At 69.1% G+C, this 24,133-nt stretch carries 19 protein-coding genes; 12 read left to right on the plus strand and 7 right to left on the minus strand.

Annotation, left to right across the window (positions count from 1 at the left end):
* Positions 1 to 262 precede the first annotated feature (262 nt).
* From OHS59_RS43390 to OHS59_RS43400, 3 genes are all read left to right on the plus strand, one after another.
* The gene (locus OHS59_RS43390) at positions 263 to 1,981 is read left to right on the plus strand and encodes a discoidin domain-containing protein (RefSeq protein ID WP_328498846.1); all 1,719 of its coding nucleotides are present in this window, start codon (positions 263 to 265) and stop codon (positions 1,979 to 1,981) included.
* Positions 1,982 to 2,249: 268 nt separating this feature from the next.
* Positions 2,250 to 3,584 (plus strand): DUF1996 domain-containing protein, encoded by a 1,335-nt coding sequence (locus tag OHS59_RS43395; protein WP_328498847.1) that lies wholly within the window; start codon positions 2,250 to 2,252, stop codon positions 3,582 to 3,584.
* A gap of 11 nt (positions 3,585 to 3,595) precedes the next feature.
* A complete protein-coding gene (locus OHS59_RS43400; RefSeq protein WP_328498848.1) occupies positions 3,596 to 4,171 on the plus strand; it encodes a DUF305 domain-containing protein in 576 nt (191 codons plus the stop codon).
* Positions 4,172 to 4,537: 366 nt separating this feature from the next.
* On the opposite strand, the gene OHS59_RS43405 is transcribed toward OHS59_RS43400, so the two are convergent.
* From OHS59_RS43405 to OHS59_RS43435, 7 genes are all read right to left on the minus strand, one after another.
* On the minus strand, positions 4,538 to 6,061 hold the full coding sequence (locus OHS59_RS43405; protein ID WP_328498849.1) for a GMC family oxidoreductase: 1,524 nt from the start codon (positions 6,059 to 6,061) through the stop codon (positions 4,538 to 4,540).
* On the minus strand, positions 6,058 to 6,945 hold the full coding sequence (locus OHS59_RS43410) for a hypothetical protein (RefSeq protein ID WP_328498850.1): 888 nt from the start codon (positions 6,943 to 6,945) through the stop codon (positions 6,058 to 6,060). Before OHS59_RS43410 ends, OHS59_RS43405 begins: the two co-directional genes overlap by 4 nt.
* 180 nt (positions 6,946 to 7,125) lie before the next feature.
* Complete coding sequence (gene lysA / locus OHS59_RS43415; protein WP_328498851.1) at positions 7,126 to 8,424, minus strand: diaminopimelate decarboxylase; 1,299 nt, start codon at positions 8,422 to 8,424, stop codon at positions 7,126 to 7,128.
* Positions 8,415 to 9,836: an aminobutyraldehyde dehydrogenase gene (locus OHS59_RS43420; protein ID WP_328498852.1), complete on the minus strand. Its 1,422-nt coding sequence runs from the start codon at positions 9,834 to 9,836 to the stop codon at positions 8,415 to 8,417. The genes lysA and OHS59_RS43420 overlap by 10 nt, the downstream gene beginning before the upstream one ends.
* An 81-nt stretch (positions 9,837 to 9,917) precedes the next feature.
* Entirely contained in the window at positions 9,918 to 11,159 is a 1,242-nt protein-coding gene (locus OHS59_RS43425; RefSeq protein ID WP_328498853.1) for a metal-dependent hydrolase family protein, read from the minus strand.
* A gap of 4 nt (positions 11,160 to 11,163) precedes the next feature.
* Positions 11,164 to 11,541 carry an AtuA-related protein gene (locus tag OHS59_RS43430; RefSeq protein ID WP_328498854.1) on the minus strand — a complete coding sequence of 126 codons (378 nt, stop codon included), beginning with the start codon at positions 11,539 to 11,541 and terminating at the stop codon, positions 11,164 to 11,166.
* Positions 11,542 to 12,927, minus strand: coding sequence for an acyclic terpene utilization AtuA family protein (locus OHS59_RS43435; RefSeq protein ID WP_328498855.1), 1,386 nt, complete (start codon positions 12,925 to 12,927; stop codon positions 11,542 to 11,544). It lies immediately after the preceding gene.
* A 67-nt stretch (positions 12,928 to 12,994) separates the two neighbouring features.
* Between OHS59_RS43435 and OHS59_RS43440 the strand changes: the two genes are divergently transcribed.
* From OHS59_RS43440 to OHS59_RS43480, 9 genes are all read left to right on the plus strand, one after another.
* On the plus strand, positions 12,995 to 15,070 hold the full coding sequence (locus OHS59_RS43440) for a S9 family peptidase (protein ID WP_328498856.1): 2,076 nt from the start codon (positions 12,995 to 12,997) through the stop codon (positions 15,068 to 15,070).
* A 176-nt stretch (positions 15,071 to 15,246) separates the two neighbouring features.
* Positions 15,247 to 16,800: an ABC transporter substrate-binding protein gene (locus OHS59_RS43445; RefSeq protein ID WP_328498857.1), complete on the plus strand. Its 1,554-nt coding sequence runs from the start codon at positions 15,247 to 15,249 to the stop codon at positions 16,798 to 16,800.
* 40 nt (positions 16,801 to 16,840) lie between these two features.
* Positions 16,841 to 17,779 carry an ABC transporter permease gene (locus OHS59_RS43450; RefSeq protein ID WP_328498858.1) on the plus strand — a complete coding sequence of 313 codons (939 nt, stop codon included), beginning with the start codon at positions 16,841 to 16,843 and terminating at the stop codon, positions 17,777 to 17,779.
* On the plus strand, positions 17,776 to 18,663 hold the full coding sequence (locus OHS59_RS43455) for an ABC transporter permease (RefSeq protein ID WP_328498859.1): 888 nt from the start codon (positions 17,776 to 17,778) through the stop codon (positions 18,661 to 18,663). The genes OHS59_RS43450 and OHS59_RS43455 overlap by 4 nt, the downstream gene beginning before the upstream one ends.
* Complete coding sequence (locus OHS59_RS43460) at positions 18,660 to 19,646, plus strand: ABC transporter ATP-binding protein (RefSeq protein ID WP_328498860.1); 987 nt, start codon at positions 18,660 to 18,662, stop codon at positions 19,644 to 19,646. The genes OHS59_RS43455 and OHS59_RS43460 overlap by 4 nt, the downstream gene beginning before the upstream one ends.
* The gene (locus tag OHS59_RS43465) at positions 19,643 to 20,620 is read left to right on the plus strand and encodes an ABC transporter ATP-binding protein (RefSeq protein WP_328498861.1); all 978 of its coding nucleotides are present in this window, start codon (positions 19,643 to 19,645) and stop codon (positions 20,618 to 20,620) included. Before OHS59_RS43460 ends, OHS59_RS43465 begins: the two co-directional genes overlap by 4 nt.
* A 56-nt stretch (positions 20,621 to 20,676) precedes the next feature.
* Positions 20,677 to 21,828 carry an acyl-CoA dehydrogenase family protein gene (locus OHS59_RS43470; protein WP_328498862.1) on the plus strand — a complete coding sequence of 384 codons (1,152 nt, stop codon included), beginning with the start codon at positions 20,677 to 20,679 and terminating at the stop codon, positions 21,826 to 21,828.
* 109 nt (positions 21,829 to 21,937) lie between these two features.
* A complete protein-coding gene (locus tag OHS59_RS43475; protein ID WP_328498863.1) occupies positions 21,938 to 23,152 on the plus strand; it encodes a thiamine pyrophosphate-dependent dehydrogenase E1 component subunit alpha in 1,215 nt (404 codons plus the stop codon).
* Positions 23,149 to 24,120, plus strand: a complete 972-nt coding sequence (locus OHS59_RS43480) for an alpha-ketoacid dehydrogenase subunit beta (RefSeq protein WP_328498864.1) — start codon at positions 23,149 to 23,151, stop codon at positions 24,118 to 24,120. The genes OHS59_RS43475 and OHS59_RS43480 overlap by 4 nt, the downstream gene beginning before the upstream one ends.
* Positions 24,121 to 24,133 lie beyond the last annotated feature (13 nt).

A 24,133-nucleotide genomic window follows, 5' to 3' on the forward strand; every position in this document is an offset into this window, starting at 1 on the left:
TCCGGCTCAGCGTCATGACGTTGTGAGCAGAGTATCCGCAGGCCGGGGCGTCATGAGCATGCCGAAGAGCCTTTCGCGCCCTGCGCCGCCCTCGGGTCGGCATCCCGCCACGGGTGCCCTCAGGGACCGCTCCCTCCATAAGTCGAACGCGTTACGCCCCTGTTTTTTCAAGGTGAAACAACTCTTGACAGCTCTCACGCGCCCCTCCATTCTCCCCTTCAGGGAGCGCTCCCTCACCTCGCCCCCATTTGAGGAGTCGCCCATGCAACCACTGCTGCGTCGCTTCGCCTTATTTCTGACACTCGCGGCCTCACTACTCACTTTCATCGCTCTGCCCGCACCTCCCGCACAGGCTGCGGAGGTACTGCTCTCGCAGGGAAAGACCGCCACCGCCTCAAGTACTGAAGGGGACTTCAACGCTCGGAGCGCCGTCGACGGAGACCCCGGGACCCGGTGGTCCAGCGCCTTCGCCGATCCGCAGTGGATCCGGATCGACCTCGGGGCGAGCGCCGAGATCAGCCGGGTCGTCCTCAACTGGGAGGCCGCGTACGGCACGGCGTTCAGGATCGAGGTGTCGAGCGACGCGCAGAGCTGGACCACCGTCCACCAGACGGCCACGGGCACCGGCGGCACCCAGAACCTGACCGTCTCCGGCACCGGCCGCTATGTGCGCATGTACGGGACACAACGCGCCACCGCCTACGGCTACTCGCTGTGGGAGTTCCAGGTGTACGGCACCGCAGGCGGTTCCGGCGGCGACCCCGGCAGACTGCTCTCCTACGGCAGGCCGGGCGCGGCCTCCTCCTCCCAGAGCGACGGGAACTGCTGGGAGTGCACACCGGCCAGGGCCTTCGACCGGGATCCGGCCTCCCGCTGGGCCACCAGCTCCACCACCGGCTGGACCGACCCGGGCTGGATCTCCATCGACCTCGGCGCGACGGCACAGATCGACAAGGTCGTCCTGCAGTGGGATCCCGCCTACGCCAAGTCCTTCCAGATCCAGGTCTCACCCAACGGCACCGACTGGACGCCGATCTACTCGACGACGTCCGGCACGGGCTTCAAGCAGACCCTGGCCGTCTCCGGCTCCGGCCGCCATGTGCGCATGTACGGCACGGAACGCGCGACTCCCTACGGCTACTCGCTGTGGGAGTTCCAGGTGTACGGCTCCGGTGGGGCCCCGATCACGCCCCCGCCCCTGCCCAGCGACCCCGCGAACCCGCCGCGGCTGGTGTGGAGCGACGAGTTCGACGGCGCCGCGGGCGGCAGGCCCGACGCCTCGAAGTGGCGGGCCGACCCGGGCACCGGGCCCAACAACGAGCTGGAGTACTACACCGACCACCGCAACGCCTCGCTGGACGGGTCGGGACACCTGGTGATGGAGGCCCGCAAGGAGGTCACCGCCGGATCGTCGTGCCCGCGTGACCCGTTGAGCGGCAGCACCACCTGTCAGTACACCTCGGCGCGGATGAACACCGGCGCGACGTTCCAGTTCACCTACGGGCGCGTCGAAGCACGCATCAAGGTACCCAAGGGCAACGGCCTGTGGCCCGCGTTCTGGATGATGGGCGCCGACTTCCTGACGGGCCGGCCGTGGCCGTACAACGGCGAGATCGACATCGTGGAGGTCCTCGGCAAGGACGTGAAGACCGCGTACTCGACCGTCCACGCGCCCGCCTACAACGGCGGCGGCGGAATCGGTTCGCCGTACACCCTGCCCGGGAACGCCGACTTCTCGGACGACTTCCACACCTGGGCCGCCGACTGGAACAGCAAGGGCATCACCTACAGCCTGGACGGCCGGACCGTCTTCACCCTCGACAAGGACCAGGTGGAGCAGACCCGCGGGCCATGGATCTTCGACCACCCGCACTACATGATCCTCAACCTCGCGGTCGGCGGTGACTGGCCGGGCCCGACGGACGCGAGCACTCCCTTCCCGTCCAAGATGCTCGTCGACTTCGTGCGGGTCTATCAGTAGCCCCGGTTCCCACGACAGCCCTCGGTTCCCGAGGCCGAGGCCGAGCCCGAGGCCGACCGAGCCGAAGACCGGACCTCTGCCACCCCGGCGTTCGTTCGCGACGTCCCCGGGCCGCTCCGCCCCGTCCCTTCGGGGCGGAGCGGCCCTGCGGCGGCAAGCAGCCCTTTCGCTCAGCCCTTTGCCCAGCTCCCTAGTTCGGTTCCTTCACCCCCGATGTTCGTGAGGAAGTGAGATGCGCAGATATCGCGTCCCTCTGTACACACTCTTGGTGAACGCCCTGGTGGTCGCGCTGGCCGCCACCCTGAGCCTGACCGTCTCGACCCAGCGGGCGCAGGCCGCGACGGTCACCGTCCAGGCCGAGTCCTACGCGGCCCAGTCGGGCGTCGCGCTGGAGGCGACCGCGGACATGGGAGGCGGGCAGAACGCCGCGTTCCTCGCCGACGGCGACTGGATGCGGTTCGACAACGTCGACCTCGGTACGGCCGGCCGGCTGACGGTGTCGGCCAGGATCGCGTCCGCCGTCGGCTCGGGCACGGTGGAGCTGCGTACCGGCAGCCTCACCGGACCGCTGCTCGCGGTCATCCCGGTTGCCCCGACCGGCGGTTGGCAGAACTGGGCGACCCGGGAGACCGAGGTCTCCAGCCACCCGACCGGTTCGCAGACGGTGTTCGCCGTACTGCGCGGCACGGGGTCCGGTGACTTCGTCAACATCAACTGGTTCTCCTTCGTCGGTGAGGGCGGCGGCGCGGCGCCCGGCTGGGTCCCCGTCGACCAGGCCAAGTGGAACGCCCAGCTGAGTCAGTTCCGTGCGATGACACCGGCCGCGGTGCCCGGCCATGTGGTCCGGGTTCCGGAGTTCAACGCCACCTGCACCTACAGTCACTCCAAGCCGGACGACCCCATCGTCCTGCCGGGCCTGCCCGGCGCGTCCCACATGCACAGCTTCTTCGGCAACAAGAGCACCGACGCGTTCTCCACGACCCAGTCGCTGCTCACCAACAAGCCGACCAGCTGCACCCCTGCCGAGGACCTCTCGGCGTACTGGATCCCCAGCCTCTACGAGGGCGACAAGGCCGTCGAAGCCGAGGGCATGATCGTCTACTACGGTTCCCGGCTGCCCGACCCCTCGGCGACCGTGCCCTTCCCGGAGGGATTCCGCATGATCGCGGGTGACGCCAAGGCGCAGACGCCCACTCCGGCGGGATCGACCGGCCAGTACTGGTGCTCCGGCGAGGGCGGTGAGATCGGCCGCAGCGCCGACGGCAACTGGCCGGTCTGCGCCCCGAAGGCCCACCTCACCCACCAACTGGTCTTCCCCGACTGCTGGGACGGCAAGAACCTCGACAGCCCCGACCACAAGTCGCACGTGGCGTTCACCTACGACGGCAAGTGCAGCGGCGCCTACCCCGTCGCCATCCCCAACCTCTCCTTCGTCGTCAGCTACCCGACCAGCGGCAGCAGCGCGGGCTTCCGGCTGGCCTCGGGCATGGCGTCCTCCATCCACGGCGACTTCTTCAACGCCTGGGACAACGCCGCGCTCGGACACCGCGTGAAGGACTGCATCACCCAGAAGGCCAAGTGCAACTCCGCCGGCACGTTCTGACCCTGTGGTCGGTGTGCGCCGCGGCTGTGGCGCTGCTGGTTGCCGGCTGCTCCGCGCAGCCGGCAACCGGCGGTACGTCGCCGCAAGTTGCCGCGTCGCGGACATCGGCCTTCAACGCGACCGACACCGCCTGGATCCTGCTGATGATCCCCATGGCCGAGCGTGCCCGGCAGCTGACCGACCTGGCGCCCTCCCGCTCGGCGGACCCGGCCGTGACCACGCTGGCGGCGAAGACCGGCTCGACGCTGCGTGCGGACCTGCGCCGTCTGCGCGCCGCGCTGAAGCTGTCAGGTGTGCCGGACACGCGCCCCCACGAGGGGCACGACATGCCGGGCATGGTCAGCCTCGACACCCTCGACAAGGCGGCCGCGACGAAGGGGCGGCCGTTCGACCGGATCCTCACCGACGCGCTGCGCGCCCACTTCACCCAGTCCCGGGTGCTCTGCGCCGGCGAGCAGAACCAGGGCCGGGCCGACGCGGCGACGGGACTGGCCGCGGCCATCGCGAAGAGTACGTCCCAACAGATCTCCGGGCTGGACGGACTGCCAACAGCACGTTCTGCGACGCCGGCAGCAAGACCACGGTGAAGCCTGAGGGCCCAGGCAGAACCGCGGCCACCAGGTGAGCCGGCTGCACGCCCCGCGCACTGCCGAACTCCCGTCTCGTACCGGGCGGGTCGAGGTGAGCGGGGCGCCGCACAGGATCAGGCGTTCACGCTCAAGCCCACCTCCGTCACAGCCTGGATTGCCGAGGTGAGTGCGGTGTCCCTGCTCCCTGAGGGCTGGAGCGATGGCGGCGGCCGTACGCAGTTGAGCGGCCGGGATGGGGATGACGGCCCCCCGGTCGCGGGCGGTGTTCGGCGGCGAGGGAGAGCCGGGTCACCGGCACGACTCCTATGTGAGTCATGCACTGCACGGGAAGCCGGTCATCCCGGAAACGGCGGTGCGGGCCGTTCAGGGTGTCGTTCCGGTCATGAAACCGGCGATTCTTTCGGCGACCACGACGGTCGGCAGCGCCGGGGTGGCGCGGGGGATGTCGGGAAACACCGACGCGTCGGCGACCCGTAGCCCGGTGACACCGAACACCCTTCCCTGATGGTCGACGACGGCCATCGGGTCATCGGCGGCGCCCATGGCGCACGTACCGGCGGGATGCCAGTAGTGGGAGTGGTGGCGCCTGACCCAGTCGTCCAGGCCGTCCTCGTCCGGCGGGACCGGTTTGAACAGGGGAGTGCCGAGGTGGCGGTCCATACGAGGTACCACGTTCTCAAGCGTCCAGCGAACGCCGTGGCGGACGCTCTCCAGGTCGGCTCCGGCATCGTCACTGAAGAAGCGGGGATCCACGGTCGCCCGCGCGTCGGGTGCGCGCGAGGTCAGCCGTACGGTGCCGCGTGAACGCGGACGGAGCTGGCTGATCGGCAGAACGCAACGCCAGCCGTACTCCTGCGTCGGATCGGGCTCAACCCACGGATATACGTGGAGGTCGTACGGTCCGTCGGAGACTGGGGAGCGGAGTTTGACGATGCTCTGTTCCTGCGGCAGCCAGCCGCCCCCGGAGAACCGGGCCAGTTCACGGCGCAGTTCGGCGGTGCCCGCGAACTCCAGCAGGGCAGCGGGGTGATCGTGCAGGTTGGATCCGACTCCCGGTCGGTCGCTGACCACCGTGATGCCCAGGTCCTCCAGATGAGCCGCGGGTCCTATGCCCGAGCGCAGCAGGACTTCCGGGCTTCCGTACGCGCCCGCTGCCAGGACCACCTCCCGGGCGCCGACCGTCGAGGTCCGGCCGTGTCGCGTGACCGTGACGGCCTCGACCGCGCCGACGAGGAAGTGGATCCGGTCGACGTGCGCGTCGGCCGCGATGGCGAGGTTCGGTCGGGCGCGCTGTGGGTCCAGGTAGCCGAACGCGGTGTTGATCCTGGTCAGATCGCGGACGTTCACGGGCGCGCATCCCACGCTCTGTGACGCTCCCAGATCCTCCAGGTCGTCCAGGGCGGGTATTCCCGACTGCCGGCAGGCACGGATGAACTCTCGCTGGAACGGCTGGATCTCGTCCTGGGTGTAGCGGCGGAACCGCAGGAGTTCGGCGGCAGCGGTGAACAGGGGGGCGAGGTCGGCGGCACTCCATCCCGGGCAGCCGGCGGCGGCCCAGGCGTCGTAGTCACCGGCCCAACCGACGCTCTGGCTGCATCCGTTGTGTGCGGAACACCCGCCGATGACGCGTGCGCGGTCGTACGTCAGCGGCTGTCCTGCCGCCCCCGCACCCTCGTATCCCCAGTCGTGGGTCGTCGGCAGTTCGGCCGCGTCGAGGAGTTCCGCGGGCCAGTTGCCGTCCTCGAGCGCGCCGTAGTCGGGGCCTGCCTCAAGGACGAGTACGGACCGCCCGTTCGCGGCGAGCCGCGCCGCGATGACGCATCCCGCCGTGCCCCCGCCGATCACGACGGTGTCTGCCTGCTCCGGCAGCGATCTGAACGACTTCATTGAGCCCTCTCGGATGCTGCCGTGTCGTCGGGACCGCCCTCGGACACGCCGAGCGGAACGGCATCGGGTTCGCCGTGGGGTTCACCGTCGGCAGCGGGATCGGTGTCGGTGTCGGTGTCAGGAATCGGTTCGCTGAACGCGTGGACCACGCCGAGATAGGCGCTCGCCTGGACGGTCCACCCGTTGCGGTCCGTCCGGTTGGGAATGTCGGGGTGTGTGCGCGAACGCAGCAGATAACCCACGGACAACGCCTCGATGGCCCAGATCAGGTCTTCCATGGTGCGGTCGGCCCTCAGGCGCCGGCGTGCGTATCGCAGCAGAATGCCCAGCAGGTGATCGGTCGCGTTGACGTAGCGTTCGTTCGCGCCGGCCTGCGCGTCCCGCACCATGTCGACCGGGGCCAGCGCCCCCAGCCCGAGGGCCAGGAACAGTTCCGGTGACGCGCTCGTCCACCGGAAGTCGGCCTCGCTGATCTGACGGAAGATCTCCTCGGGTGTTTCTCCGTCGGCGACCAGCTCGAACGCGAGTGCCTGGATCTGTCCCGCCCCGGGCGTGGCGATCTCGTCCATCACATGGCGCATCAGTTCCTGTTGGAAAGCGGCCTGGTCCTGCCAGATCTGGTAGAAGGCGCCCGTTGTCAGCTTCTTGTCATCGGGATTGCGCCGGTTCACCTCGACGAGGACATCGGAGATACGGATGTCCGCGAGCGGGTTGTGCAGTTTCGCCGACTCGGGGCGGGTCCGCTCGATGGCGAGGTTCGTCGCGGCGTTCAGCAGCATGGCGCGAGTCTCCTCGCGGGGGCGGTGCCGGCGCTGAGGACGCTTGGGGTCGGTCGACTTCGTGCGCGTCGACTTCGTCGCGCCATCTTTCGGGGTATCCACCATGTGGCCAGAGTACTCCGTATCGCGAGATCGTAAGAATTTTACCATCAGCGAGCCCTGTCCGGTCGAGGGTGCCAGGACCGACCGCGACCTGCGCACTTGCGCGTCTGGCAAAGCTCACGGCCTGGCCGCCCGCACCCCTGCGTGCCGCCCCCTGCTTGCTTGCGTGCTCGCACACCCGCGTCATGGCGCGTCGAGCCAGTCCGACGTGTCGCGGGCGAAGAAGTCGGCGAGGGTCTCTCGGCGGACCACCTCGCGTGCCTCGCCGTCGGCGCAGAAGACGACCGGTGCCTTGAGCGCTCCGTTGTAGTTGTTGGCCATGGTGTGGCAATACGCTCCGGTCACGGGTACCGCGATGACGTCGCCGACCCGCGGCGAGCGCAGCGTGACGCCGGAACTGATCCGGTCGCCCGACTCGCAGTGCCGCCCCACGACGTCGACCTCTTCGCCGTCGCCGTCTCCGTCGCCGACCTTGTCGACCAGGGTGGCCTCGAACCGCTGGCCGTAGAGCGCGACTTCCATGTTGTCCCCCATGCCGCCGTCCACGGCGACGGTGACGCGGTCTCCTCTTTTGACGTTGACCACGCGGTACAGACTCACCCCGGAGCGGGCCACCAGACTTCGACCCGGTTCGATCATCAGCTGGGACGATACCGGCAGATAGCGGCGAGCGGTCTCCGTGATCGCGCCGATCCATTCCTCGGGTTCGGGCGGGTGGTCGGTGTAGGTGTAGCGCGCGCCCAGGCCGCCACCGAGGTTGTAGGTCTCGAACTCCCCGAGGCCGGCAAGTGCCCGGACCGCGGCGGCGAACGGCTCCACGCCGAGGATCTGGCTGCCGACGTGCGTGTGCAGTCCGGCCAGATGCAGTTTCGCACTGGCACGTACGCGCTCGATGGCTCGCGGTACCTGGTCCAGCGGGAGTCCGAACTTGGAGCCCTTCTGTCCTGTGGCCACCGCCTCGTAGGTGTCGGCGCGGACCTCGGGCAGCACGCGCACGAGGACGTCCTGACGGGTGACCCCGGCGTGTCCCACCGCGTGTTCCAGGCGGTCGAGGTCCTCGAAGTTGTCCACCACGACCAGGCCGACACCGGCGGCCACCGCCATGTCGATCTCGGTCCCGGTCTTCGCGTTGCCGTGCAGGACCAGATTCCTGCCCTCGACACCCCCGCGAAGAGCAGCGGCCAGCTCACCGAGGCCGGCCACGTCGACGCCGATCCCCGCCTGTGCCATCAGTCTGTACGCGGCCACGCACGGAAAGGACTTGGAGGCGAACACGAGCTTCGAGTAGGGCCAACCGGCGCTCAACGCCTGTCGGTAACGCCGGACCCGTGTGCGCAGGTCCGCCTCGTCGACGACGTAGGCGGGGGTCGAGAAGCGGTCGGCGACCTCGGACAGGGCGACGCCGGCGACCATCAGGCCGCGGTCCGCTTCGATGGTCGTCCCCTCGGGGAACAGCTCCAGGATGTCGGGGTTCACGCCCATGCGAGCATCACATGCTTGATCCGGGTGTAGGCCTCCAGGCCGTACAGGGAGAGGTCCTTGCCCTCGCCGGTCTCCTTGAAGCCGCCGTGCGGCATCTCCGCGGCCGTCGTGATGTGGGTGTTGACCCAGGCGACACCGAAGTCGAGCGCACTGGTGACGCGGATCGCGCGGCCCACGTCACGCGTCCACACACTGGACGCCAGGCCCTGGCGGACGCCGTTCGCAAGGTCGATCGCCGTCTGTTCGTCGGCGAAGCTCTGCACGGTCAGGACGGGGCCGAAGATCTCTTCCTGCACGATCTCGTCCGCCTGCTCGACTCCGGTGATGACGGTCGGCTCGAAGAAGAAGCCCGATCCGGCCTCCGCCTTGCCGCCGGCGGCTACGCGGGCGGTGCCGCTCCGGCGTTCGACGAGCCCCGTCACCCGCTGCAGCTGGGCCCGGCTGATCAGTGGGCTCCTGCCGTCCCGGGTGTTTCCCTGGTCCACGAGCGCGAACGACCGGGCGTGTTCGACCAGGGCATGCACGAGCCTGTCGTGTACGTCGGTGTGCGCCAGGACACGCGAGGGCGCGGTGCAGTCCTGGCCCGCGTTGTAGAAGGCGGACTCGGCGATCAGCTTCGCGCAGTGGGCCACGTCCGCGTCCTCGAAGACCAGGACAGGGCCGTTGCCGCCCAGTTCGAGGTGCGTGCGGCGCAGGTCGTGGGCGGCGGCGCGAGCCACCTCGCTTCCGGCGCGGGTCGAGCCGGTGATGGCGACCATGTCCGCGCGCGGGTGCCGGGCCACGAGCTTGCCCGTCTCCCGGTCTCCGCAGACGACGTTCACACAGCCCGGGGGGAGGTGGCGGCCGAGGATCTCGGCGAGGAGCAGCGCACTGGACGGGGTGGCCGCGTCCGGCTTGAAGACCACCGTGTTTCCGGCGGCGACGGCCGGAGCCAGCTTCCAGACCGCGGTCATCAGCGGGTAGTTCCAGGGGGCTATCGAGGCGATCACACCGACCGGTTCACGGCGCACCATGGACGTGTGGCCCGGAACGTACTCGGACGCGGCACGCCCTTCCAGCATGCGGGCCGCGCCGGCGAAGAACCGGAGCTGATCGATGATCGGCAGCAGTTCCTCCGACCGGAAGAGCTCGGTCGGCTTGCCGGTCTCACCGCACTCGGCGGCGACGAACTCGTCCGCCCGCTCCTCCATCTCGGCCGCTGCGGCCAGCAGTGCCGCCTGACGTTCCCCGGGCGTGCTGCGCCTCCAGGTCGCGAAGGCCGCGGCTGCCGCGTCGAAGGCGGCGTCGACCTCTTCGGCCCGGGAGATCACGGCGGATCCGAGGATCTGACCTGTCCTCGGGTCGGTCAGGGGTGACCGTCCGGGGGCGGCGCTGCGGGCGCCGTTGATGAAGTTGACGACATGGTCGGTCATACGGGAACTCCTGTCGTACTACGAACACTGGGTTGTCATGCGCGACCGCTTGTTCGTCCTGGGCAACGAGGTGACGGCTCGTCATCCGGACCGTGACTCCACCAGCGCACCGTCCATGTAGACGGCGTCGATCCGGTGGGCCAGGCAGGTGAAGTCGGTGGCGTCGCCGGACACGACGACCAGGTCCGCGCGCTTGCCCGGCTCGATGCTGCCGTACTTGTCCGAGACACCCAGCAGCCGCGCGGCGTCCAGGGTGCTCGCGCGAAGCACCTTCGAAGGGCTCAGGCCGTTGGTCGCCATCAGCTCCAGTTCTTCGAGGTTGCGGCCTGGCGCGAGCCCGACCGCGTCGGTGCCCATGGCGATGGTGACGCCCGCCTCGCAGGCCTTCTTGAAGGAGGCGAGGTGGGTGTCGGCGACCTCGTGGGCCTTGGCGAGGGTGGCGTCGGTCAGCCGTGCGCCCTTCGCCGCCGCCTCCAGCACGCTCCTCGGGGCCAGCAGGGTGGGCACGAGGAACGCCTCGTGTTCGAGCATCAGCTCGATGGCCTCGTCGTCGAGGAAGATGCCGTGCTCGATGGATCGCACCCCCGCGCGCAACGCGTTCTTGATGCCGACGGCGCCCTGGGCGTGGGCCATCACCGGCAGACCGGCCGCGCGGGCCTCGGTGACGGCGACGGTCAGCTCGTCGAGTCCGAAATGAGCGTGGTGAGGGTTGTCGCGCGGCGACATGACCCCGCCGGATGCGGCGACCTTGATGACGTCGGCACCGGCCCGGATGATCTCGCGAACCGCCTTGCGCATCTCGTCGACGCCGTCGACGACTCCACGGGGCCGTCCGGGGTGGGCGATCCGGTTCTCGACGCAGTTCCCGGAGGCCAGCCAGCCGTCCGAGTGCCCACCGGTCTGGCTGAGCATGGAGATGGCGATCTGCAGCCGGGGCCCGTCGATCAGACCGTCCTCCAGGGCGGCTTTCACTCCCAGGTCGGCACCCGCCGCGTCCCTCGCGTGGGTGATACCGATCTTCCGCAGCGTGCGGAGGTGCCGGGCGGCCTGGAAGAACGGGTAGGAGAAGGGTGCTTGCAGCCGGTCCACGGTGTCGATGCTCGCGATCATCACGTGGACGTGGCAGTCGATGAGACCAGGCAGGAGGGATCTCCCCTCCAGGTCGACCTCGACGTCGCCGTCCAGACCGGTTCCGACATCGATGATCCTGGCGCCCTCCACGACCACGTCGCCGCGCCGCGGCTCGGCGCCGGTGCCGTCGGCGACGAGGCCGTTGCGGAACAGGACCCGCCTGGGGCTTGCCGGACGATCGATCGAACCCATCGTGCTACCTCCATATGCCGTGCGAAGTTCTGGTCCCGGACGACTCCGGCTCCTGCTCCTCGGCATGGACATCACCGATGTCCATGCCGAGGAGCAGCGACCCGAGGCATTTGCCATGTGTGTCGAGGTTGAGGCTGCGGGTGACGCCACCGTCCAGCGCGCCTTCGAGGACGAATTTCAGCGCGCCCAGGTGCGGGAGTTCGTAACGCCGCACATCGCTTTCGTCACCTTCGAGGAGGGCGGAGAAGTGGCGCCGTACCCGCTCGGCGGTCACGCGTTCCCGTACGAGGGGGAAGTCCGCTGTCTCGTAGACGATGACGGTGATGTCCGAGACGTTGCCCTTGTCGCCGGAGCGGGCGTGGGCGAGCTCGTGCAGAAGCATCTAGACCTCCGCGAACGTGACCGACGATGTGACGTCGGAGCGGGGCAGGAACACCGAGGCGATGGCTATCCGCTCGGTGACGGAACAGACCACACCGCCGCCGCCGGCGGGGCCGTTGAGCCACATCGCGCTGACCTCGTGCGCGATCCGGCGGGCCTGGTCGGCGGAGTCGGTCCGGCCGGCGACGCGGACACGGACCTCGTTCAGCCGGTCCGGATCATCCGTACCGGTACCGAGTCCGAGGCCGCGGCTGACGGAGTCGACGCCGATGAGCTCGTAGCGTGTCGCCCCGGGGTCGATGCCCTGCTTCTCGATCCGCTCGCGCAGGATTTCCAGTGCCAGTCGGGCTCGGGGGAGGGCATTGGGGCCGGCGTAGGAGATCTGGCCTTCCCCGGTGAATCCGTCGCGGTAGCCGACGGAGACCTTCAGGTCGTCCGGACGCCGCCGTCCCCGTGCGCCGCGGACCAGCACGGTGTCATGGCCGGACTCGTCGAACCGGACCTGGGAGAAGTCGGCCACCACGTCGGCCGACGGATACGCCGACGGGTCGTGCACCTCGTAGAGCAGCTGCTCCGTGCACGTGGCGGTCGTCACCTGCCCGCCCGACCCCTCCACCTTGCTGATCCTGAAGGTCCCGTCGCCGTGCACCTCGGCTATCGGGAAACCCAGATCGGCGAGACCGGGGACGTCCTTGTGACCCGGATCAGCGAAGTAGCCGCCTGTGACCTGGGCCCCGCATTCCATCAAGTGCCCTACACAGGCGCCCTTGCCGATCAGGTTCCAGTTGCTGGTGTCCCAGCCGAATTCATGGACAAGGGGTGCAATATATAGCGAAGGGTCCGCAACTCGGCCCGTGATCACTACATCGGCACCCGCACTCAGGGCGTGGGTGATCCCTTCGCACCCCAGGTAGGCGTGGGCCGACACCACGCGCTCGCCCAGGGAGCCGACGGTCCCCTCGCGCTCCAGCAGCGGGAGATCGGGTCGCTCAAGGATGCGATCGAGTACATCGTCGCCCGTCACCACGGCCACCGACAGTCCGCGCAGTTCTCTGGCGCGCGCGAACTCGGTGACGAGTGCGCCCGCCGCCCGCGGATTGGCCGCGCCCATGTTCGTGATGACGCGGATCCCCCTGCGTGCGCACTCCGGCAGGACGGCCGCCATGCGGTCGGCAAGCCACGGGTTGTATCCGCGGTCGGGATCCCGGCGCCGCTCCAGTTCGGCCAGGGCCACCGAGCGTTCTGCCAGGCATTCGAAGACGAGGTACTGGATGTCTCCGTGTTCGACCAGCTGTACGGCCGGCTCGATGCGGTCGTCGGCGAAGCCGGCTCCGGAGCCGATGCGCAGGGCGCTCCGCTCACTGCCTGAAGCCTGAAGAGTGACCATGCCCAGAGTCTACATACATTTTTTGTAACTGGTAATATTTTTATGAACTTCAAGCCGAGGAGTAGCCATGCCTCCGACAGACACCGGATCCGACCGGGTGTTCCCCCGGGCCGTCGACGCTCAGGCCGTTGAGGTGATGGAGCTGATCCACAGTGCCGACCTGAGCCCGGACGGCACGCTCGCCGCTTGGTCCTCATCCCGTATCGAGGGGGACGCCGAGCGGCGAAGTGTGCGCCTGAGCAAAGTGACGGAGGGTGCTTCGGGTTCCGTCGTCGTCGAGTTCGGCGACTGCGACCACACCCCCTTGTTCTCGCCGGACGGCAGTCGTCTGGCGTTCCTCTCGAACGACGGGCCGAACACTCGCATCGTGCTCGTCCGCCCCGCCGAGGCGCCCGACTTCCGATGCGAGGTGCTCCTCGACGCGGAGGCACCGGACCGCTCGGTCTTCGGAAAGCCCGCGTGGAGCCCGGACGGACGCCGCCTCGCCTACGCGGCGACGCTCCGAACGCGGGTCCCCGGGGCGCCGTACCGGATCACCCGCGTGATCGGCTGGGTGGACGGGCTCGGCCTCGTCGACGACGCGACCGCGGACATCTTCGTCTACGACCTCGACAGGGGGACGCATACGCGGCTCACGGACGACGACTGGGTCAACAGCCAGCCGACGTGGTTGCCGCACTCGGAGAACGGTGGCGACGGTGCCGGTTCCTCGTCGTCCTGGCGGATCGCCTACCGCGCCGGCCTCGGGCCCGACGAATGGCAACAGAGCGTCGCCGCCGTCCGCTCGGTCCGCGCCGACGGGACCGACCCGGCACCCGCCGAGCACATGCGCGCGCTCGACATCTTCTCCCTGAGGGCGTTGGACGACGGACGGATCGCGGTGACGTCCGCCGGCTCCAAGGCGCATTCGGTGGGGCGGCTGTGGACCCTGCGGCCTTCCGACGGTCCTGCCGCCGACTCCGCGCCCTGGCAGCAGACCGACCGCGCGGCGGGCCTGGACCTCGATCTCAACGGTGACGTCCTGGGTGACATAGCTGTTCCGTTCATGGATCCCGACGCGAGACTGCTCCTGCACGCGGGAGACGCGGTTCTGCGCGTGCACGTCGAGGACCGTCTGGAAGTGCACCGCATCGCGCTGGAAGGCGAGCCGAAGGCCGAGCAACTGCTGGCCGGCACGGGCTGCTTCTATCCGTTGGCGGTCGCCGGGCAGCGCCTGCTGTATGCCAACGGCACCCTCACCAGTCCGCCCGACCTGTGGCTGCGCGACCTGGACACGGGCCAGGACGTACGCATCACCGACACCGCGACCCACAACATGTCCTGCACCGTGCCGTGCACGGTCACCACCTTCCGGGCACCCACGGGGAACGGCTCGACGGTCCAGGCCAAACTCCTGCGGCCGGCAAGTGCCGTCGGCCCGCTGCCGACCGTCCTGCTCATCCACGGCGGCCCCAGATCCGCCTACGGCGAGGCCTACGTCACGGACGCCCACGTGTTGTGCGGCGCCGGCTTCGGGGTGCTCATGGTGAATCCCCGCGGTTCACGCGGCTACGGCATGGATTTCGCCGACGCCATCATCGGCGACTGGGGCAACAAGGACTTCCAGGACCTGCTGGCGGCGGTGGACTTCGCGGTGGACGAGGGATGGGCCGACCCGGACCGCCTCGGGGTCGCCGGGCTGTCGTACGGCGGCTACATGTCCAGCTGGATCGTCGGTCACACCGACCGGTTCAAGGCCGCCGTGATCGAGAATCCGGTGACGAACTTCTGGAGCATGTACGGAACCAGCGACGTCGGGCTCAGCTTCCTGCCCGCGATGCTGGACGCAACTCCGCAGACCGACTTCGAGCGCTACCGGCGGCTGTCGCCGCTCAGCACCGCCCACACCTGCACGACGCCGACCCTGTTGATCCAGGGGGAGGCCGACCACCGGTGCCCGCCCGAGCAGGGCAAGCAGTTCTACTCGGTGCTGCGCCGCGCCGGGTGCGTCGCCGAGATGCTGATGCTGCCGGACGCGTCCCACGAAGGGTCGGTCTCGGGGCCCGTGCCGTCACGCCGGGCGCAGAACGAGGCGCTGGTCGACTGGATGATGCGGCATGTGCAGGGGCGTGATCCGGCCCCGCAGGACGTCACGAGCCGATGACGTTCCGGTCCGGCAGCCTCGGCTGACCCGGCAAAGTCGCAGGTCGAGCGGTTCCCATCTGCCCGGAGGCCCCGTAGGCGGCAGCTGCTTTTTCCAGCCACCTAGACGGGTGACGGAACCCGGCGTAGATTGAGAATGTCACTTGGTAGATAACTTACGAAACTGCGAGGGAAGTTATGCGCAAGTCGACAGCCGGGACCACGGCGTGCGGAACGGCGCTGATGGCCACCGCGCTCCTCCTCAGCGGATGCAGCTCCGGCAGCACGAACTCGTCCGCGTCCGGAACCGCCTCTTCGCCGGCGAAACGCGGCGGCTCGCTCTCGATGTCGCTCAGCAGCGCGATCGACACCTGGAACCCCCAGAAAGCGCTGGCGACCCAGAGCTACCGGGTGTTCCCCCAGGTCTACGCCTCGCTCCTGCGTTCCACCCCCGACGGCAAGACCCTCCAGCCGGCCCTGGCCTCGTCCTACAAGGCGGACGCCAAGGCCAAGACGCTGAAGTTCACGCTGAACCCGGACGCGAAGTTCAGCGACGGCAGACCCGTCACGTCCGCGGACGTCAAGTTCTCGGAAGGCCTGTGGAGCAAGGGCGAGCTGTACGGCAGCTACTTCTCCTCCATCAAGTCCGTCGACACGCCGTCCCCGACAACCGTCGTCTTCCACCTCTCCGAGCCGGACGAGACGCTCCCCGCCGTCCTGTCGACCGCCAACGCCGCGATCTTCCCCGACAAGTACGGCGGCCGGAGCGCCGCCGCGTACTGGAAGAAGCCCGTCGGGGCAGGGCCGTTCGTGATCAGCAACGAGACCGTGGGGCGGTCCATCGCCCTGACCCGCAACCCGCACTACTACCGCTCCGGCCTGCCCTACCTCGACAAGGTCGACTACAAGGTCGTCGCCGACGGGGGCCAGCAACTCCTGCAGTTCCAGAGCGGTTCCCTCGACGTCGTCAACGGCGTGGAACTCGAAGCGGCAGCCCAGTACCCCAAGGACAACATCGTCGGCGCACCGTCCACCGGCGTCAGCGTCCTCACCATGAACACGAAGTCCGGGCCCCTCGCGGACGTCCGCCTCAGGAAGGCGATCTCACTCGCCATCGACTACCGCAAGCTCGTCAGCGGCGGATACGTCGGCGAGGCGAGCATGGCCACGTCACTGCTGCCGCAGCAGGTCCCCGGTGTCACCAAGTGCCCCAGGTGCACCTGGTCCACGACGGATCCGGCGGCCGCGAAGAAGCTCGTCGACGCATCCGACTACGACGGCCGGACCATAGAGCTGATCGTGCCCAGCGACGGAGGCCCCGGAAAACTCGCGGCACAGGCACTGGCCCCGATGCTCGCCAAGGCAGGCATCAAGGCCACCGTCAACCCGCTGCCGACCAGCTCCCTGATCGACGATCTGAGCAAGGGTTCCTTCCAGCTCGGCATGGTCACCTACAGCGCGCTCGCCCCCACCCCGATCGACCCCCTCGGCTTCCTCGGGGCGACCGGCGTCGTGTTCTCCCAGTCCGACCCCGGGCCGGCGAACAAGGCACTGGCAGCGGTCCACGCGGCGAGCAGCCGGTCCGAAGTGAGCGCCGCGGTCCAGGACTTCGAAGCGACAGCCAACGCGAGTCATGCCGTGCTTCCGCTGGCCGTGCCCAACGCGCTCGACGCGGTGGCCGACCGGGTGCAGGGCTTCGTCGCGGCGCCGTACCAGGCGTACTGCGCGGATGAGTTGAACATCAGGAGCTGACAAGCGTGTCCGGCACTCTCCAAGGAAGGGAGGGAGTTTCGTGGTAGCGGTGAGAACGGTCCTCGCCCGGCTGCTCCAGCTGGTCCTCGTCCTGCTCGCGGTCACGCTGGTCGTGTTCGTGCTGACCCAGATCGCGCCCGGCGACGCGGCCAGACTGCGCCTCGGACCACGAGCCTCGGCCCAAGCGGTGAGCGAACTGCGCCACCAACTGGGCCTCGACCGCAGCCTGCCGCACCAGTACCTGGCGTATGTCAACAGGGTGCTGCACGGCGACTTCGGGACGTCGATCGACGGACAGAGTGTCAGCGGCATCATCGGCCAGCGCATCGGCGACACACTGTGGCTCCTTCTCGGCACCCTGGTGCTCGCGGTCACGACCTCACTCGTGCTCGCCTGGACCGCCGCCTGGTTCCGGGACCGCCCCGTCGACCACGCGATCAGGCTGGGCGTGCTCCTGGCCCTGTTCCTGCCGGCGTTCTGGGTCGGCTTCCTGCTCATCAGACTGGTGGCCATCCCCACCGGGTGGTTCCCCGTCGCGGACCTGGGGGCGAGCCCGGCGGAACTCCTGAGGTCGCTGGTCCTGCCCTCCGTGACCGGCGCGATCATCCTCACGCCCGTCCTGGTGCGGAGCCTGCGGTCGAGCCTGATCGACGTGCTCGACTCCGAGTACATCGCGGTCGCCCGGTCGCTCGGTGTGGGCGGCAGCACCCTGATCGTCCGACACGTGCTGCGCAACGCCCTCGGCCCGGTCCTCACCCTTCTCGCCCTCAACGTCGGCTACCTCTTCTTCGGAGTCGTCATCCTGGAAGCCACCTTCAACATCGCCGGCCTGGGCAGCGCACTGGTCGAGGCGTCCGCCAAACGCGACGTCTACACCGTGCAGGGCATCACGCTGCTGTTCGCCACGGGGGTCGTGCTGGCCAACATCCTCGGCGAGACCGTCGTCTCGCTGCTCGATCCGAGGACGGTGCGCACATGATCGACGTGCCCAGCATCAAGGACACCGCGCCGCACACCGAACCGTCGCGACGGCAGCGTCGGCGCGGGGACGGCAAGATGGCCGTCGGGGCGGTCATCGTGGGCCTGTTCGTCCTCGCCGCCGTCTTCGCACCCCTGATCACCGGCGGACACCCCGCCGAACAGGACCTGCTGAACCGGCTCGCCCCACCCTCGCGGGCCCACATCCTCGGCACCGACCAGCTCGGCCGCGACGAATGGACACGGCTGGTCTACGCGATCCGGATCGACCTGCGCGTGGCGCTGCTCGGCTCCCTCATCCCCGCGGTCCTGGGCAGCCTGATCGGCATCGCCGCGGGCCTCGGCAGCAAGTGGCTGGACACGGCGATCATGCGGACCTCCGACATCGTCGTCTCACTCCCGCTGTTCATCTTCTTCATCGCGCTGGTCGGCCTGCTCGGCCCCGGCACCGGATTCCTGTTCCTCGGCCCCGGCGAGCTGCCGCTCATCATCGGCTTCACCGTCATCTCCTGGGTCGTGTACGCACGGCTGTTGCGCAGCGAAGTGCGCAGGGTGCGCTCCATGGACTACATCCGCGCCGCACGCCTGGGCGGCCTGCCCCGCCGACGGGTGATCGCCTGGCACATCGTGCCGAACGCCATCGGCCAGAGCATCGTGTACTTCTTCGTCGACGTCGGGCTGGCCGTCGTCGCGATCTCGACCCTGTCCTTCCTGGGCGTCGGCATCCCCATCGGAACCCCGGAGTGGGGCTCGATGATCCAGTCCGGCCGCAGCGTCATCCAGACCAACTGGTGGCTGATCGCGGCACCCGGAGCGGCGATCGCCCTGATCGGAATGGGCCTGGCCCTGATCGGGGACGGCCTGGACGATCGGATCAAGTCATGACGCGTACAGAACGCGTGATCGAGATCGACAACCTGTCGATCGCCGCGGCGCAGGGCGGAGTCACCCTGGTGGACGATGTGTCTCTGCACGTCGACACCGGGGAATGCCTCGGGATCGTGGGCGAGTCCGGATCAGGCAAGAGCCTCACGCTGCGTTCCGTGCTGGGCCTGCTGCCGCCCACGCTGAAGCAGACCCGTGGGACCACGCGGTTCCAACGGCGGGAGGGAGAGGGGCTGCGGTCCGTGCAGCCGCGTGAGCTGCGTGGGCACGGAGTCTCGATGATCTTCCAGGAGCCGATGAGTTCGCTGAACCCGACCATGCGCATCGGTGATCTGGTCGCCGCCGGCCCCCGGGCTCTCGGCATGTCCCGCCGGACCGCGGCGGAGCGGGCCCTGCGACTGCTGGCCGAGGTCGGCGTGCCGCATCCGGAGCAACGGGCCCGCGCATGGCCGCACCAGCTCTCCGGAGGCCTGCGCCAACGCGTGATGATCGCGATGGCGCTGTCGGTGGAACCCTCGCTCCTCCTCTGCGACGAACCGACGACCGCGCTGGACACCACGGTCCAGGACCAGATCCTGACCCTCGTCGAGCGGCTGCGGACCGAACGTGGACTGGCACTGGTCTTCGTCAGCCACGACCTCTCGGTCATCTCCCGCATCGCCGATCGCACCGCCGTGATGTACGCGGGCCGCATCGTCGAACAGGGGCCCACGCACGACCTGGTCGACGACCCGAGTCATCCCTACACACAAGCGCTGATCGACTCGATGCCCCAACTGCACGGCCCGCCGACCCGGTTGAGGACCATCAGCGGATCCCCGCCCACCGCCGGCCTGCTGCCTCCCGGCTGTCGCTTCGCTCCCCGCTGCCCCTTCGCCGCGGACGTGTGCCTGCACGGGGACCCACCGCTGCTGGCCATCGGTCCGCACCGGGCCACAGCGTGCGTACGGCAGCCGGTCCCGAACGCTGGAGAACAGTCATGAGCGCCCTCGTCGAACTGGACGACATCTCCGTCCACTTCAAGGTCAGGACCCGTCGGTCCGTGGCGCCCCTGACACTGAGGGCCGTCGACGGTGTGAGTCTCGCCGTCGAACGCTCCCAGTGTCTCGGCGTGGTCGGCGAGTCCGGATGCGGCAAGTCGACCCTGGCCGGCGTACTGGTCGGCCTGACGGCCCCGACCACCGGACGGGTCCGCTACGACGGCCAGGACGTCGGGATCCGCAGACCGAAGGAGCTGTGCCGACGGATCCAGATGGTCTTCCAGGATCCGGTCGCGTCACTCAATCCCCGCCGACGGGTCCGTTCCGTACTGGCCGAGCTCATCGACTGCCACGACCTCGTCCCGGACGCGGGGATGACCTCCGCGCTGAACTCGCTCATGGAGATGGTGAACCTGCCCACGCGCGTCCTGGACGCGCGACCGCGCGAACTGTCCGGGGGACAGCGTCAGCGCGTCGCCATCGCACGGGCCCTGGCGGTCCGGCCCGACGTGCTGGTCGCGGACGAGGCGGTGTCCGCCCTGGACGTGTCCGCCCAGGCCACCGTGGTCAACCTGCTGGCCGATCTGCGCGCCGAACTCGGGTTGACGATCGTCTTCATCTCCCACGACCTCGGCATCATCAGAACGCTCTGCGACCGGGTCGCGGTGATGTACGCGGGCCGGGTGGTGGAGGAGGGGACGGCGGAGGCGATCTTCTCCGGGGCCCAGCACCCCTACACGCGGGCTCTGTTGAGGGCCGCTCCCGACCTGCGGCGACGCGGCGACGCGTCGCGTCCGCCGGCACTGGAGGGCGAACCGTCCGGCGCCCCCGACATCATCACGGGCTGTCCCTTCCAGCCCAGGTGCCCGGAAGCCGAGGCCGCCTGCGCGAAGGCCCCGCCGCCCTACATCCACGACGGATCGCACCGCACCGCCTGCATCCACGCCTCGTCGGGACACCAGGCCGTCACCCCGTAACCGCTGCCCACCGGCCACCTGGCTCCGGCATGTGCAAGTCACCGAAAGGCATCACCGTGAGCGTCGAGCGTGAACTGCCGTCCGATGAGGCCCATGAGCTGATTCGGCTCACCGCCGAGATCGCCGACAAGGAACTCGCCCCACGCGTGGCCGAGTTCGAAGAGGCCGAGCGCTTCCCCCGTGAGGTCTTCACACTGCTGGGGTCGGCGGGGCTGCTCACCTTGCCGTTCCCCGAGGAGTTCGGCGGAGGAGCGCAGCCCTATTGCGTCTATCTCCAGGTCCTGGAAGAGATCGCCATCCGGTGGGCGGCCGTGGCTGTGGGCATGAGCGTGCACGCCCTGTCCTGTCATCCGGTGAACACGTTCGGCACCGAGCGGCAGAAGGCCGAACTCCTCCCCGACCTGCTCAGCGGTGCCCTGCTCGGTGCCTACGCCTTGTCCGAGGCGCATGCCGGGTCGGACCCGTCCGCGATGCGGGCCTCGGCCACCAGCACTCCGGACGGCTGGCGCGCCCGGGGGAGCAAGGCATGGATCACCCACGCGGGACAGGCCGATTACTACACCACCTTCCTGCGGACGGACGCCGACCGCAGACACGGTGTCTCCTGCTTCCACGTCCCCGCCCGCACCCCCGGCCTCTCGGCGGCCGCACCCGAACGCAAGATGGGCCTGTGCAGCTCGACGACGGCCACGATGAACTTCGATGACGCCCTGATCCCCACGGACCGTCTCATCGGGCGGCCCGGCCAGGGTCTGTCCATCGCACTGTCGGCACTCGACGCCGGGCGCCTCGGTATCGCCGCCGTCGCCACCGGCATCGCGCAGGCGAGCCTGGACCACGCGGTGGCCTACGCGAAGGAACGCGAGGCCTTCGGGCGGCAGATCATCGACCACCAAGGAGTCGGCTTCCTGCTGGCCGACATGGCCGCCGCGACCGCGTCGGCCCGCGCCACCTACCTGTCGGCTGCCCGCCGCAAGGACGCGGGACTGGGCTACAGCCAAGAGGCCAGCGTGGCGAAACTCATCGCCTCGGACACCGCCATGTCGGTGTCCACCGACGCCGTCCAGATCCTCGGCGGCGCCGGATACGTCCGCGACCACCCGGTCGAGCGGTACATGCGCGAGGCCAAGGTCACGCAGATCTTCGAAGGCACCAACCAGATCCAGCGCCTGCTCATCAGCCGCGAACTCGCCCGCTCCGGGCACTGACGCAGCGCCGGTCCACCGCAGGTCTGTCCTGCCGCCCATGGTTCGCCACTGGTCGGCTGGTCCGCCAAAGGTCCTTGGCCGTCCGGCCGACACCCCGAAGGAGTTCGGAATGCCCCGCACGTCCGCGAAGACGAAGGACCGACACGACCCGATCCAGTTGCTGACTCCGCAGGGCGAGGCCGTCACCGACGCCCGGCTGCCGTTCGACCCCTCCGGCGCCGACCTTCCCGCCCTGTACCGGGACATGGTGCTGGCCCGCCGCCTCGACACCGAGGCCATCGCCCTCCAACGACAGGGCGAACTGGGGCTGTGGCCCTCCCTCTTCGGGCAGGAGGCGGCACAGATCGGTGCCGCACGCGCACTGAGGCCCGCAGACATGGTCTTCCCCACCTATCGCGAGCACGGTGTGGCATGGTGCCGCGGACTCGACCCGGCGTCCCTCCTCGGCCTCTTCCGGGGCACCACCCTGGGCGGATGGGATCCGAGGGACGTCAACTTCAACCTGTACACGTTGGTGATCGGGGCCCAGACCCTGCACGCCGTCGGCTACGCGATGGGGATCGTCCGCGACACGGGCAGGATCACCGGCACTGACAGGGGCCGCGACACCGGCAGTGACTTCGCGGACCCGGCCGTCGAGCACCCTGTTGACCCAGCCGACCCCACCGACCCCACCGATCCCGCCGTCCTCGCTTTCCTCGGCGACGGTGCCTTGAGCGAGGGCGAGACCAATGAGGCGTTCATCTGGGCGACGACCCAGTCGCTGCCCGTGGTCTTCTTCTGCCAGAACAACCAGTGGGCGATCTCGGCCCCGTACAGCGTGCAGAGCACCGTGCCCGTCGCCCAGCGCGCCGCCGGCTTCGGACTGCCCGGCATCCGGGTCGACGGCAACGACGTCCTGGCCTGCCTAGCGGCCACCCGCAGCGCACTCCACACGGCCCGTACGGGCGGTGGCCCCACGCTGATCGAGGCGTTCACCTACCGCCGCAACGCCCACACCACCGCGGACGACGCCTCTCGCTACCGGGAGACGGCGGAGGAGAAGGAATGGGCGGCCAAGGACCCCATATCCCGGGTGCGCGACCACCTCGTGAACACCGGCGCCGCCGACCCCGCGTACTTCGCCGGGATCGAGGCCGAGGCGCAGACGTTCGCGGAGGGTCTGCGCTCCCGCTGCCGGGCGCTGCCCGAGCCCGATCCGGCCCTGCCGTTCGAGCACACCTACGCCGAGATGACCCCCGAACTCCGTCGCCAGCTGGCAGAACACCGTGCCTACCTCACCTCGCTGCGGGAGATGTCCGACCTGAGCGGAGAGCGCGCATGACCACGACGACCCTGGCCAAGGCGATCAACGACGGGCTCCGGCACGCTCTCTCGACCGATCCGTCGGTCCTGCTGCTCGGTGAGGACATCGGCCGCCTCGGCGGTGTCTTCCGCGTCACCGACGGACTCTGTGCCGACTTCGGCCCCGCACGGGTCGTGGACACCCCACTGGGCGAAGCCGGGATCGTCGGTACGGCAGTAGGTCTGGCGATGCGCGGTTACCGCCCGGTGTGCGAGATCCAGTTCGATGGATTCGTCTACCCGGCCGTCAACCAGATCATCAGCCAGCTGGCCAAGTACAGACACCGCTCGGGCGGACGGATCGCCATGCCGGTGGTCATCCGCATCCCCTACGGCGGCGGCATCGGTTCCATCGAGCACCACTCGGAGTCCCCGGAGGCCTACTTCGCGCACACTCCGGGTCTCAAGGTCGTCACCTGTGCCACACCCGGCGACGCCTTCACCATGATCGGTCAGGCCGTCTCCAGCGACGACCCGGTCATCTTCCTGGAACCCAAGCGGCGGTACTGGACCAAGGGCGAGCTGAACGGTGCACCACCGCTCGACCTGCACCGGGCCCGTACCGTCCGCACCGGCTCGGACCTCACCCTGGTCGCTTACGGGCCCCTGGTGGCACCGGCGTTGGAGGCGGCCCGGATCGCGGAGGAGGAGGGGCGCAGCGTCGAGGTCATCGACCTGAGGAGCCTTGCACCACTGGACACGGACACGGTCATGGCATCCGTGCTGCGCACCGGCCGGCTCGTCGTCACCCACGAGGCCTCACGTACGCACGGCATCGGTGCCGAGATCACCGCCCGGGTCCAGGAAGAGGCGTTCTACGCGCTGGAGGCCCCTGTCCTGCGGGTGACCGGATACGACACGCCGTACCCGCCGAGCCGTCTTGAGGAGGACTGGCTGCCGGGCGTGGACCGCATGTTGGACGCGGTGGACCGGAGCCTCGCCCACTGAAAAGCGCGCCGCG

Source organism: Streptomyces sp. NBC_00414 (genome assembly GCF_036038375.1).
Classification (GTDB): Bacteria; Actinomycetota; Actinomycetes; order Streptomycetales; family Streptomycetaceae; genus Streptomyces.